We start from the raw sequence: 13,691 nt of genomic DNA, 5'->3' as shown, positions 1-13,691 counted from the left end.
AACAGAACCGCTTTCCGCCATCTGAAACCGCCCTCCGAATCAAATCGTACTGTATCAAGCCTTCCCCCGAACTTTTTACCTTCACAGCTGCATCTGCACGCGTATAATGCAATAGTTCGCCCTAAAATCTTCAAACTTTAGCGCCATGAATTTCCTTGCCTCTTGGTTCCCCCACACAATACTTGTCGGCGCCAATATTTTGTTATTGCTTATCTTGATTAAAACCGCCAAACCGGCCTTATCAGCCGTTCACAAACGGCTGCCGGCCTTTGCTGCCGCTGCGGTCGCATTAAGCATCTTATGGGGACTTCACGTCGAACTCGGTGAAGGCCATTTGGCCGGAATGACTTATCATCTGCTTGGCATCAGCTTGGTAGTACTGATGCTGGGCGCCCCTGCTGCACTTTGGTTAGGCACCCTACTTTTGATTCCTTACACTTGGCTGCTGCACGGCGTGGAAAACCTAAGCGTCATCGGTATCAATACGTTGGCCTTACTGCTGCCTTCCATTTTACTGAATTTGAGCGTCCGTCGTTTCAGCCGCCACCTTCCTGCTCATATTTTTATCTACATATTCGTCAATGGTTTTTTTACGGCAGCCGCCAGCATGATACTTACCGGCATAGTATTACTGCTCTGCCTTCAATTTACAGGGGCATACGAACCGGCGGTATTATGGGGAAACGCGTTTCCGGTATTTTTCCTGCTTACCTGGGGAGAAGGTTTTCTCAGCGGTATTTTTACGGCAATCTTTGTCGCGCTTGCACCCCAACTATTGATTACCTACGATGATGCCCGTTACCTGCAACCCAAACGCGAAATCTGGAAACCCTGATAACAATATTGCACATCCGCCGTTATGCCGTCTGAATTTTTCAGACGGCAATCTTAGCCTCCTGTTTCAAAAATACTTATATTTTTTCGGAAATTTTCAGCAAAACATCAAAATTAATTCAATTTCAAAGAATTTAAATACAATTAGCTGCAAAATTTAATTACAATAACGGATTAAGCCGATGTACCAATGCAACGGCATCATGCCCGGCCGGATAACAATAGCGCAACTTATTTTACCGCTCCGTTTGAAGCCGCCTGACCAACCATAATAATCGAAGCAACACACATGATCGAACGTTGGAAACACAAACTCCCTACCCGTGAAAAAATCTTTGCTTCCCGATTTTTCAAACCTCTCGCACCGCTTTTCGACAAGCCCGAATATTGGTCGTTCAAGCGCGACAAAGTTGCGCTGTCGGTAGCTATCGGACTTTTTTGCGGTATGCTTCCGGCTCCCACGCAATTTGCGTTTGCCCTGCTCATTGCCTATTTCACCCGCACCAATCTGCCCGTAGCTCTGTTCTCTACGCTCTATACCAACCCTCTTACCCTTATCCCTCTATATGTTGCCGCATACAAACTCGGCGGTTTACTCTTAACAGGCCATACTCCTGCCGGAGATTTGGTCATGCCGGCATTAGGAGAGCCCGGTTTTTGGGCCGATGCCGGGCGTTGGGCGCTGCAATTCGGAAAACCTTTAACCGTCGGCGTATTAGTAATGGGTATTACATTTGCCGTTTGCGGTTATATTTTGGTACAGCTTATCTGGCGCAGCAACGTTCGCCGAAAACAGGAAAAACGGCGCCAACGCCTTTCCGCAAAAAATACTCCCGCAAACCGATAAATATTTAAAACATATACAAATTAGTCACTATATTTATTAATTTAAAATACAACAAGGCCGTCTGAAATTTCAGACGGCCTTGTTGTATATATGCCATGTCGCAAGCATATTCATCGGTTCCCCTTCTTCAAGCAAACTTCATATGGGTAAAACAAAAAAATAATACGGCCGACACTCGCTAAAATAAAAGATTACATGCCAAAATCATTCTCCGGCTGCGCCCGCAACCTTCCTCTAAAATGCCAAATTTCATAAAAAAATCAATAGCAGGTTTTACGCAGCGATTATTGACACCCAACACACAAAAAGCTATAAACAAACACTTTTTTTAAAATAAACTAACAAAAAATCACACATGTCTGCCTTAATCATTACTTCTATCAGCGAATCTGCATTGGCATGTACTCTGCCGCCGCCTGCTTCATTGGAAAAGCAGCAAAAACTATGGGCTTTTGCCGAAGCCGCTGCCGCCATGGAAGGTGTGTCGGAAACCGTAACAGGCATGAACAACCTTACCGTATTCGCTCACCCGCAAACCGATTTGGCCATTCTTTCAGACGGCCTTAATAAGCTATGGGCAACAATCAAAAGCAGTGCGCATAAAGGCCGTCATATTGAAATTCCCGTATATTACGGCGGTGAGTTCGGCGAAGATCTTGCCGAAGTCGCGGCCTTTCACCAAACCACACCCGCCGAAATCGTACGCCGTCATACCGAGCCGGTTTACACCGTATATATGATGGGTTTCCAGCCCGGCTTCCCCTATTTGGGCGGTCTGCCCGAGCACCTTCACACACCGCGCCGTGCCACACCGCGCACCTCCGTTCCGGCAGGCTCTGTCGGCATCGGCGGCAGCCAAACCGGGGTTTACCCCTTTTCATCACCCGGCGGGTGGCAACTGATAGGTCGAACCGAAACCGCTTTGTTTCAAGCGGACGCTTCGCCGCCAACCCTGCTGGCCGCCGGAGATACCGTACGTTTTGTCGCGGAAAAGGTGATTCTATGATGCGCGTACATTCCGTGCAGGCTATTGCACATATTCAGGATTTAGGACGTTTCGGGTTGCGCCGCTTCGGTATCGGACATGCCGGCGCAATGGATACGCTGGCTTTGCAGGCAGGCAACCTGTTGTTGCAAAATAACCCCTCGGCAGCGGCTTTGGAAATTGCCTTAGGCGGCATCAGTGTATCGTTTACCCAAGATACGCCGTTTTGCATTACCGGAGCCCTTTACCAAGCCGACCTCGATGGAGAGGCGATTCACTCATACTGGCGTTACACTGCCAAACGCGGCCAAATACTCACGCTTACCCGCGCCGTACAAGGCATGTATGGTTATTTATGTGTAGCGGGAGGTTTTAACACACCCGCCGCTCTTGGCTCTTGCAGCACAGATTTAAAAACCGGCTTCGGCGGATTTAAAGGCCGCTGTCTGCGCGCCGGCGATGAAATCGCAATCGGCCAAGGAGCACGCAAACTTTCTAAAATCGGTATCGCACCGATTGCGCTGACCAACCGCATCCATGCGTTGCCCTCTTCCGAATACGAAGCATTTACGCCGGAAGCACACCGTGCGTTGTGGTCCCAAAGCTGGACACTGCAAAGTAACAGCAACCGCATGGGTTACCGCTTGCAGGGTGGCAATCTAACTTTACGCGAACCGCTTGAAATGCTTTCTCATGCCGTGGCATTCGGCACGGTTCAAGCTCCCCCTTCCGGCTCGCCGATAGTATTGATGGCCGATGCCCAAACCACGGGCGGTTATCCGAAAATCGCCGCCGTTGCGGCAGCCGATTTAGGGCGTTTGGCGCAAATCCGCTTCGGCAGCCCTGTTTATTTCCAACGGATAACGCCTGCCCAAGCAGCCTATCTGCAAAGAAAAAACCAAGTGTATTTAAACCAAATAAAGAAGATAGCCAATGATGCAAGTTGACCTTAATGCTGATTTAGCAGAAGGCTGCGGCAATGACCAAGCCCTGCTGCAAAGGGTTTCCTCCGCCAATATCGCCTGCGGCCTGCACGCGGGTAATGCCGCCGAAATGCAACGTGCTCTGGAGTGGGCCAAACTTAACGGTGTACGGATAGGCGCTCATCCCGGTTACCCCGACCGTAAAAATTTCGGCCGTACCAATATGGATTTACCCGAAGCGGAGTTACGCGCCCATCTCCTTTACCAATTAGGAGCCATACAGGCGTTATGCCGCGCCCAAGGTATGGAAATGGCCTATGTAAAACCGCACGGCGCGCTTTATAACCAAGCGGCTGCCAACCGTGCTTTAGCCGATATCGTGGCAGACTGCGTACGGCAGTTCGATCCCAAACTGAAACTGATGGCACTCTCCGGAAGCCAACTTTTAGAAGCCGGAAAAGCCGCCGGACTAGGTGTAATTTCGGAAGTATTTGCCGACCGGCGATATCTGTCTAACGGCAACCTGGTACCGCGCAGCCGCCCCGATGCCCAAATCGAAGATGACGACGAAGCCATTGCCCAAGTATTGCAAATGATCCGCCAAGGAACGGTAAATACCGTAGACGGCGGCGAAGTTGCCGTATGTGCCGACAGTATCTGCCTTCACGGAGACGGCGCTCATGCTTTGGTTTTCGCAGACAAAATCAGCGATGCGTTACGGGCCGGCGGTATTGCCGTCAAGGCCGGCTGAAGCCGCCCATCTTGCTTGAAATTTTCCCAATCGAAATATTTACTTTTCAAATCATATACATAAAATATCAAAGCATATCATTTCAACGGCTATGCCTCTATAACAAGGAGTTCTTCAGATGTCTAGCAAACCTTCCAACCGCAGTGCCTTAATGGGCGCGGCCTTCCTAATGGCTACTTCTGCCATAGGCCCGGGGTTCCTTACCCAAACTGCCACCTTCACCCAAACTCTTTTGGCCAGTTTCGGCTTTGTGATTTTACTTTCTATTCTGTTGGATATCGGCGCCCAATTGAATATCTGGCGCATCATTGCCGTTTCCGAACAAAGTGCACAAGACATCGCCAACAAAGTATTGCCCGGTTCAGGTTACTTTCTGGCACTATTAATCGTAATAGGCGGCTTAGCCTTCAATATCGGTAACGTCGGCGGGGCCGGCATGGGCTTGAACCTCCTCACCGGTATCAGCCCTGAGATGGGCGCCATCATCAGCGGTATCATCGCCATCGGTATATTTTTATTCCGCGAGGCAGGTAAAGTGATGGACCGCTTTGCCCAAATCATGGGTTTTGTCATGATTGCGCTGACTGTTTATGTCGCCTTTAAAGCCAATCCCCCTGTTGGCGAAGCAGTCGTACGTACTTTTGCGCCTTTGGAACTTGACGCAATCGCAATCGTTACCTTGGTAGGCGGCACGGTAGGCGGCTACATTACTTTTGCCGGCGCACACCGTTTGCTGGATGCGGGCATCAAAGGTAAAGAAGCGCTGCCCCAAGTCAGCAAAAGTTCGGTATCGGCTATCCTAATCGCCTCTATCATGCGCATCGTACTGTTTTTGGCCGTACTCGGCGTGGTATCGCAAGGCGTAGAGCTTGATCCTAAAAACCCGGCATCTACGCCGTTTGCCTATGCCGCCGGCTCGGCAGGCCTGATGATTTTCGGCGTGGTGATTTGGGCGGCTTCAATTACTTCCGTAATCGGGGCGGCTTATACATCCGTATCATTTATTGCCGGATTAAGCCCTGCCATCCAACGCCACCGTAACAAATGGATCATCGGCTTCATTCTGATCTCTACCGCCGTACTCGCCACTATCGGCCGCCCCGCGCAGGTATTGGTATTCGTCGGTACGCTCAACGGCCTGATTCTGCCTATTTCTTTGGGTTTGATCCTGATGGCCGCCTATAAAACCAAAATTGTCGGCGACTACAAACACCCGCTTTGGATGACTTTATCTGGCATCGTAGTCGTGGTATTGATGGCTATTTTGAGCGGTATCACTTTGGTTAAATATATTGGCGGACTGATGGGTTAAAACATATCTTCCGATAAAAAATGCCGTCTGAAAATTTTCAGGCGGCATTTTTAATACTCAATCAAAATGCTTTTTCAACACTTACAAACCACTGGGCGCTACTGCGGGAGTAAAAGCCCGGCATGTTACTGTCGATATTCAGATAACGGAAATTCAACCGGGGCATGATACCTTGCCAAGCCAATTTACGATGCCATACCGATGCCTGTACCTGATATTCGTGGTCTTTACGGATATAGCGGTAAACCACAGGCTCCGGCGCATCAAAAATACGGCGGGTGTAGCGCAAATTCACACGGGTGCCCAAACCGTTATCAAAGTTTTTGACTGTTCCGATGCGGACACCGCGGCGGTCGGAGGATACCGAGGCATCACGGTTATTATCTACCTGATAATCCAAACCGCCGAACACCGTCCACGAGCAGTCTACCCTATATGTGGCGGTGGTACCCAACGCATTACTGAATCCGTTATACCGTTTGGCCGTTTCTTCCTTATCATAGTGCCGCTCGGTACGCGAAGCGTTAAGCGCAATGTTCAGCCTGGGCGACACTTTATAGCCGTATTCCCATCCTGCGCCGTGTAAGCGGCTGTAAGAGGAGCCTCCCAACCAGTTTTTCTCAACAAACGGGATTACACCCCATGAACGGTTCGCATTCTGATTCTTATAACCTGACGACAAGCGCAGACTTTGTTCGTCATAATCATGGTTGTCCCAATAAAACACGCCGTCCCCGCTCAAATTGGCATGAACGAAATGGTTGCCACCTATATTTTTATCACGCTTAAACCCTGCACCGTAACGGAAACCTTCGGCACTTTGCGGCAGACTTTCGGCATTTTTTGTCCACCGTTTTCCCTGCCATTCGATTACGCGCTCATTTGAGGCATTGTTTACATTATCCGTACGCTCATAGTGTAAAGAAAAATCCGGCTGCCACGCCTGCACCTTGTCCAACGCCTTGCTATAGGCCGCCGCCATATTTTTAGCACGGGGTGGCAAATCGGAATCCTTCAGCGAAGACAACACTTCCTCGGCCTCTTTGTATTGTTTATCTTCGACCAACATCAAACCCAAATCAAGCTTGACGTAATCTAGCTCCGGCTGTTCCTCAAGCAGGCTGCGATAACGTTTTACCGCCTCGCCTACCTGCCCCTGCTTACGCAATAAAGCACCTTCGGCATGACGAATCAGGTTTTGGTCGGGCTGCTCACTCCGGCGGTATACTGCCAGCAAATCTGTCAATAAATCCCATTGTTTGTTTATTACCGCCCGGTTAATCAAATAGACCAATGTCTCCGGCTTGGCAAGTAAATCTGTTTCGGTTAATACTTCAGGCCCCAGTTTTTCAGACGGCTTATCGGGTAATACTTCTTGCGACGATGTCTTGTATCTTTCCACACCGTTTCCAAAAGATACCGGATCGGGTGCCGGCTGTTGCGGAGTTGTCTGATTTTGCGCATAAAGCGGCGAAGAAAAAACCAATAGAAGAGTAAGTGTTTTCTTAAACATGATGATGATTTTTCATGGTTATCGCAAACGGATTTTTCCTGCCTATATATAAGCAGACCATCCTTATTTTATTGAAACACGCATTTTAAAACAGGCCGTCTGAAAAGATAATATACACTTTCAGACGGCCTTAAATTATAACATTAATTACTATATTTTAAGTTAAAATTTCTTTTCTATCTCAACAAATACACCTTGCTTGCTAAATGTATTTAAAATACTGTTACTTTGATTTTTCTGCCTTTGCCAAGATAATTTGGGCGTCAACCCGGCAATTTCAAATTTATCATTCCATAATGTTCCGCTCAGCAACGTATAGTGATCCCTACGATGATGTGTTCCCGTAAACAAAGTGCCTCCCCCATATTTGCGCTTTTCCTTCACCAAGCCAAGCTGCCCTTTAAAACCGGCGGGCAGCTGCTGCGACCACAATAAGCGCATACGGCGGCTTTGATAACGGTCTTCAGAATCCCGGGTTCCGTAATGGCGGCCAATATCAACACCAATCAAAGCACCAAAACCGCCATCAGGATCACTACCGGCCAAATTAAAGCTAATCTCATTGTTTTTATTGTTATATATCCGACGCTCTTTCCTAGAGAGTTTTTCTTGTGCATGATCAAAGGCAACCGAAGTGGTTATATAATCTTGCCAACGGCGGGCCAAACTAAAACGGCTGCCGACTGTATGGGAATAGGGACGGTTGCCATAAAAACGCTTTCCTGCATACGGCTTGACGGATAAATCATAGCGCCAATCCGACCAACCCAGCACCATAGCAGTTTGAATATTCAAATCATTAAAATCCCTTGCCTTCTTATAATATTTTCCCCATATATCCGCATAAGGTTGTAAATAAAAACCTTTAGGTAGCGCAATACGGCGGGCCACATTAGATTGAAAGCGTATACCGCTATCTTCAATTTTTTCATTAAACGTAAAACCACCAGAGCTACGGGCATCAGGGGCATTATTAAGATTGCGGTCATAAATAAATGAAGCAGATAAATCGGCTTGCCATTTTCCTCTTTGTTCTAATGCATTTGCATATAAAACGACAGCTTCTTTTATGGTATTGTCGGAAGCGTTTGCCTTCAGATCATCCAATATCTGCCGCGCTTCGTAATTTTGTTTGTTCGCAGCCATTGAAGCAGCCAGATAAAGCGAAGCTGCCTCCGCATAATGAGAATCCACACCCGCCTGCCGAAAATATCCGGCCGCTTCGGCATATTCCTTTTTATGCATCAGCAAAATACCTTGGGCATAGGCGGCCAATGCAGGGTTATGCCCGGGCAAACGCATATATAAAGGCAAAATTTTTGAAATCCCCGCCACATTGTTCCTGCCGACAACCGATTGCATAGCTTGCTCCAACAATCGGGGCTGGGCCAAAATTTGCTCGCTGCTAACTTGGTATACCCCATGTTCCGAAGACAATATGGGATATTCATTAGGAACAGCCGTGCTTTCCAATAAATGACTGCTGTGTTCCAACTTGCGTTGCAAATCGGGCGGTTCATCCGAAGGATTCAAAGTTTGCGCCATCGACTCCCCTACACCGACACACAATAAACAGCCCCAAAAGATAAATATCCGCCCACACGACACTTCCGATAAGCCTTTGAACAATAACTTCATACTTTTATCCGGTGAAATAATTTTTTACCGATTTCATTCCACAATGCGGTAGAAAATGAATCAGAAGGAAAAGCCGGCACTCTCTTTAAAGCCTGCCGCCTGTCTAAACACCACACTCTTAAAAACAGGGCTATCTGCCTGCTTTATTCGTGAAGCAGGCAGATAACCCAAATTTATAAGCGGTTAAAACTTTATTTCGAAACTAACTTGGTAATTGCGTCCCGGTGCTGCTAGGGCAGTATAGTTAGGGGTAGAAATCCGTGCATCCAAGCCATAGGAGGTTTGGCGCAGAGATTCCCAAGTGGTATAGCGGTAGTTAAATAAGTTATACACCCCGGCCCGTAAAACGCTATTTTTACCAAAACGATAATGACCGGACAAATCGGCAATACGCCAGCTTTTTGTACGGACATCCATACTATCACTGACTTTTTCTTCTCTACCCTGACGCATATTTAGTACCAATTCATTAGGATTTTTAGCCTTTGAATATGTAGTAGTAAAATTTATTCCCCATTTATCATCTGGTCGGTTGTAATCAATACCGTACACAATCCTCAACGGCTGTATTGCATCTAGGGAGTATCCAAAAACCATACTATATTCAGGACTGATTTCCACTGTTCCCTTATGTTTAGTCTGGCTGACACGAGCAAATAATCTCAAACCTTCCGGTAATTTCTGCCAAAGCGTGTTACCATCCACATATGCACTAACATCAAACCCATAAGTCTTAACCCTATGCAGATTGTAATAAACGTTATCTCCATGACCGATACCGCTCGGTTTTGGCTTAGAGGCTACTCCAATCAAATCCCGATAGCTTGTCCAAAAATAACTCCCTGAAAATTTTAGTAAAGGACTCTGCCAATTTATGCCGATTTCATTATTTAGCGATTTTTCTGCCTTGGGCGGCTGATGCTGCAAAAATACACTGCTGATATTAAAATCTGGCCCTAGCTGCTCTACTATACTTGGTACCCTAAAACCACTGCTGTTACGGTAAGAAAATGCTAAACCATCAACAGGGCGATACTGCACGCCCAAATCCCATGAAAGATTACCATAATGGCTATTAGTAAAGATGATCCCTCTTTTCTTTTGTTCATCATCTGGTTTCGCTGAAAAATTATGTCGGTCATATCGGACTCCGCCACTCAATGATACTTTTTCATCCAAATCCACATGGTTACCCATAGAAACAAACCAATGTTTCCCCTTAATCGGCCCTGCATGATCTGAATAATCATATTCAGATACTTCAAATCCGGTAATAGTTGGATCAACCTTAACGTATCGAGCGCGTTCGTCTACATCAAACTGGGATTGGGTATAGCCGCTACGAAAGTATAAATCGTAAGTTATATCCTTAAATTGCCACTGCTTACCGGCATCTAACTCGAACCGTTTATCTTTTTGCGCCAAGACGGTATCCAACCAATAGCCGCGTTTGCCAACATTATCCGCACTTTTTTCAGGCCAGCAGTTGATATCTATACTCGGCCAAGGAGAGCAGTTCAATGTTTTCACAGTAGTTTTTAGCTGTAAATCCCGACTATCTGCCCGTAGAGTTAATGTATCCGGCAACCAACCCGAATCATTTTCGGAGGCTCGATATTTATATTCGATACCCAAGCGCCGGTTATCATGGTCATCTACATAAAACCTGGTCGGCGTATATTTAATTACATCACTATCAATTTCATATAGTGGTTCTTGTACATCCTTTATCGTTCGTGCTCCATGATAATTCGGTACAAACATATCCCGAACTTGGTATTTCTGTCGGCTATTTTCTACTACTGCGCCAACATAATGTTCCGGCGTAAGATTCCAACCAAATTTAGATAACCACGATCCACTCAAATAATCTAGCGGATTAGGTATCCGACGTATCGCACCGCTTTCCGCATCTGTACCACTCACTTGGTTGGCAGAAAGCAACCTCCCTCGTGAAGCATCTGAATAGTTCTGCACATAAACACTTTGTTTATATAAATCACCATGCGCTTTGGTCTCATGCCCGTCTCGGTGGGTATATTGGATAAACCCTTCAAAATCTCCAATACGACCAGCTAAAGCAAGTGATCCCATCTTACGCATATCTTTCGATGTAAATCCGGTTTTAAAACGTCCGGAAAAATTCTCCCCCTCATCCAAAAAATCAGAAACATCTTTGGTAGTAGCAGCAACTGCACCCCCTAATGCCCCACTACCTGACTCAAAAGAAGCAGATCCTTTATTCAACACAACTTCCTTCAAGTTTTCATATTCGACTTCATTTTGAGCGCCGCTGGAACGTGAAGCAGAATTAAGCCCTGCAGTTCGATCTCTCCTTTTCAGCATAACCGCCTGCCCCATACCGTCCACCGTTACCGCTACCCGTTCTTTTTCAACACCACGTATAGCATAGCCTCTCGATGTTCCCCGTCCCCCCGACTCATTCACGGCAATTCCCGGATCGTAACGCACTAAATCACGAATGTTTTCCACCTGCTCGCGCTGTAATCTTCCGGATATTTTCTTAATTTCTCCCAAACCGCTGGCATTACCGCTTTTTACAGGTGAACGCTTTCCCCATACGTGAACAGTTTCAAGCTCCGCTTCGTTCAGTGCTGCATCTTCTGATAAGTTCGTATTTTGTGCCGCTCCGGCACATAAAGGTATACCTAGAAAAACCGTAGATACTACATAAGCCAGATAATTGATACGAAAGCGTCGGGTGAATAATAAATTTGACATACCATTCCTTATTAACCTGCATGCAGACAAACCGCACGACAACTTGGAGAGCCTAATTCGATAGCCTCCAAACCTGAATTACATAATTGAAAAATTAGGAAATCTATTGAAAATAAAGATTATTTAATTTGCTTAGCACCAAATACTGCGGCAAATGAATGATCATCTTTAGTAACGGTTCCGCCCAATTCGTTGGCTTTACTGCCGTAAAAATGGCCATGAACCCGCCCTTCTCCCGCAATCAAATTACGGCTTAGATTGTTACCGCTGTCGGCATTGATCTTTAATATTGCCTTATCGGTTGAAAAACCATTACCTTTGATATCTGCGGCAAACTCTACCGCCCCCGGCACACCGGCGGCACTGTGTAAGTTACCCAGCAGTTTTTTATTAGAAAAATCGGCGGTGAAGTCGGCATCTAGCTTACTACCGGAGAACAAAACTCCTTTTCCGTCTTGGCTACTGAAACCGTAGCCGTACCAAAAACCGTTATACTTAGCCTTACCATTTACCGGCATATCAGATTCAGGCGTTACATGGCCTTGGATAAAATAACCTGCCTTGTTGCTGGTTTGGCTGACCACATCGAAGTAGCGTCCCAAGCGTACAAAATCAAAAACATCACAACATATCGGATTGGCCGTACTCTTTTCTGCCATTTTATCTAGTTCAATCAGCACTCCATCCAACTGCAACAACTTGATATCACCTGAAAAATTATTGTTCTCAAAACCTTTTGCCGATTCAGATATCTGATAGTTCTTGGTCATTTCGGGATTAAAGCGCAAAACAGAACTGTGTATCTGCTTACCGTCTGTTTTAATGCCGTCTGAAGTTTTCTGTTCTGCGGCAAAAACACCGACAATACTACCCGTTTTACCATTTAGGCGGCCGGCTAACTCACTGGCGTTCGGCCCGAAAAATGAACCGCTTACATCCGCTTTATCATCTAAGGGGTTATTAGATGAATCATCTTCAAATAAAGTCGTACCTTTGGTATTTTTTACTGCTTCGCCACGAAATCCGTTGCCACTGATATTTGCCGAAATGTCATAGTGAATCTGACCACCGCGACGGTTTGAATTTTGTGCTTTCAAAGCCCCGTTCAATGTTTTACTGCCAAAATCAACTTTAAAATCCGCCGTATTCTGTTTACTGAAACGCCCATTATCCGGTTGGCTGCCCGCAAGATGAAAACCGTTGCTCGAAACCTGATTTCGAGTAGCATACTCCCACGTACCCGAATACTCCGCAGTACCGCCTACCGGCATATCGGCAGTTTTGTTTTGTCCTTTGTAATAGATATTGCGGTACATTTTATCTTGCCAACGCTTCTCCCCTTTCACCACGATATCTACGAAACCAACCTTGCTATATTCAAAAGCATGCTCACGCAAACGGGTTTCTTTCGATGTATCCTCACGAAAATCCGTTCCATAGCGTTTACCAAACAAACCATGTTTAGCTAAATCCGACTCCAGAGCAACGTCATCCAAGCCATTCCCGGGATACCATTTTTCCCCATCGTGTTTTAGTGAAATCAGACGCTCTTCTTTTTTACCATCGTCTGCCACAAAGCGGATGGCATCGTATTGGCTCGCGTCTTTATCCACCCGGGTTTCAGTTACCGCTTTCACACCATGTTTTTCCCAATCTTCTCCCCACGGTACGGTTACGGTATAACCCAACTCGGTTTGATCTGCCGCTGTTGGCGTATCCCCTTTTATATACACAGGCCCACGTTGAATATTGCTACTACGGTCCGGAATCTTATCAACTTCCAAACTTCCTCCCCCTGAAGCACAACCGGTGCAATAAACCGCCAGCAAACATAAATTCAAATATCCCAATTTATGCCGAAACATACCACCTCCATCATTAAAACATTGTTTTATAAAATATAAAAATAAAACCATTACCAGCAACACCCAACTTTACTACTGTAAAGGTTAATTAACATACAAATTTATTATAAAATATAATTATTATTATTTGCAAATAATAATAATTATATTTTATACATATTTTTTGGGGCTGTATTAGATTGGCAGTTATGTTACCCTTTAAAAATGAAGATAACACACTGTAAACTATCTAAAAAAGTACAAAAAAAGTTGCTTGAATTTTTTGTACTTGAGGTAACCGC

10 protein-coding genes and 1 pseudogene are annotated in these 13,691 nt (G+C 46.0%); 7 read left to right on the top strand and 4 right to left on the bottom strand.

The window, feature by feature from the left end:
• Positions 1-145 precede the first annotated feature (145 nt).
• From ACEPPX_RS08650 to ACEPPX_RS08625, 6 genes are all read left to right on the top strand, one after another.
• Positions 146-835 (top strand): energy-coupling factor ABC transporter permease, encoded by a 690-nt coding sequence (locus ACEPPX_RS08650; RefSeq protein ID WP_416623691.1) that lies wholly within the window; start codon positions 146-148, stop codon positions 833-835.
• 288 nt (positions 836-1,123) lie between these two features.
• The gene (locus tag ACEPPX_RS08645; protein WP_047761153.1) at positions 1,124-1,681 is read left to right on the top strand and encodes a DUF2062 domain-containing protein; all 558 of its coding nucleotides are present in this window, start codon (positions 1,124-1,126) and stop codon (positions 1,679-1,681) included.
• 355 nt (positions 1,682-2,036) lie between these two features.
• Positions 2,037-2,687, top strand: a complete 651-nt coding sequence (gene pxpB, locus ACEPPX_RS08640) for a 5-oxoprolinase subunit PxpB (protein WP_416623690.1) — start codon at positions 2,037-2,039, stop codon at positions 2,685-2,687.
• On the top strand, positions 2,684-3,613 hold the full coding sequence (locus ACEPPX_RS08635; protein ID WP_416623689.1) for a biotin-dependent carboxyltransferase family protein: 930 nt from the start codon (positions 2,684-2,686) through the stop codon (positions 3,611-3,613). Before pxpB ends, ACEPPX_RS08635 begins: the two co-directional genes overlap by 4 nt.
• Positions 3,600-4,340 (top strand): 5-oxoprolinase subunit PxpA, encoded by a 741-nt coding sequence (gene pxpA, locus ACEPPX_RS08630; RefSeq protein ID WP_416623688.1) that lies wholly within the window; start codon positions 3,600-3,602, stop codon positions 4,338-4,340. The genes ACEPPX_RS08635 and pxpA overlap by 14 nt, the downstream gene beginning before the upstream one ends.
• 118 nt (positions 4,341-4,458) lie before the next feature.
• Entirely contained in the window at positions 4,459-5,652 is a 1,194-nt protein-coding gene (locus ACEPPX_RS08625; RefSeq protein ID WP_416623687.1) for an NRAMP family divalent metal transporter, read from the top strand.
• 61 nt (positions 5,653-5,713) lie between these two features.
• On the opposite strand, the gene ACEPPX_RS08620 is transcribed toward ACEPPX_RS08625, so the two are convergent.
• The 4 genes from ACEPPX_RS08620 to ACEPPX_RS08605 all read right to left on the bottom strand — a co-directional run bounded on the left by ACEPPX_RS08620 (position 5,714) and on the right by ACEPPX_RS08605 (position 13,410).
• The gene (locus tag ACEPPX_RS08620; RefSeq protein WP_416623686.1) at positions 5,714-7,165 is read right to left on the bottom strand and encodes a surface lipoprotein assembly modifier; all 1,452 of its coding nucleotides are present in this window, start codon (positions 7,163-7,165) and stop codon (positions 5,714-5,716) included.
• A 162-nt stretch (positions 7,166-7,327) separates the two neighbouring features.
• Complete coding sequence (locus ACEPPX_RS08615; protein WP_416623685.1) at positions 7,328-8,803, bottom strand: surface lipoprotein assembly modifier; 1,476 nt, start codon at positions 8,801-8,803, stop codon at positions 7,328-7,330.
• Between the two features lie 183 nt (positions 8,804-8,986).
• Positions 8,987-11,545 (bottom strand): TonB-dependent hemoglobin/transferrin/lactoferrin family receptor, encoded by a 2,559-nt coding sequence (locus tag ACEPPX_RS08610; protein ID WP_416623684.1) that lies wholly within the window; start codon positions 11,543-11,545, stop codon positions 8,987-8,989.
• A gap of 119 nt (positions 11,546-11,664) precedes the next feature.
• Complete coding sequence (locus tag ACEPPX_RS08605; protein ID WP_416623683.1) at positions 11,665-13,410, bottom strand: transferrin-binding protein-like solute binding protein; 1,746 nt, start codon at positions 13,408-13,410, stop codon at positions 11,665-11,667.
• A gap of 204 nt (positions 13,411-13,614) precedes the next feature.
• On the opposite strand from ACEPPX_RS08605, the pseudogene ACEPPX_RS08600 reads away from it, so the two are divergent.
• Positions 13,615-13,691 (top strand): annotated as a pseudogene (locus ACEPPX_RS08600) (IS1595 family transposase); the annotation flags it as partial.

It is taken from the genome of Neisseria sp. S1, assembly GCF_048060015.1.
GTDB classification, from domain to species: domain Bacteria; phylum Pseudomonadota; class Gammaproteobacteria; order Burkholderiales; family Neisseriaceae; genus Neisseria; species Neisseria arctica.
This window is presented reverse-complemented; position numbering and strand designations above follow the sequence as displayed.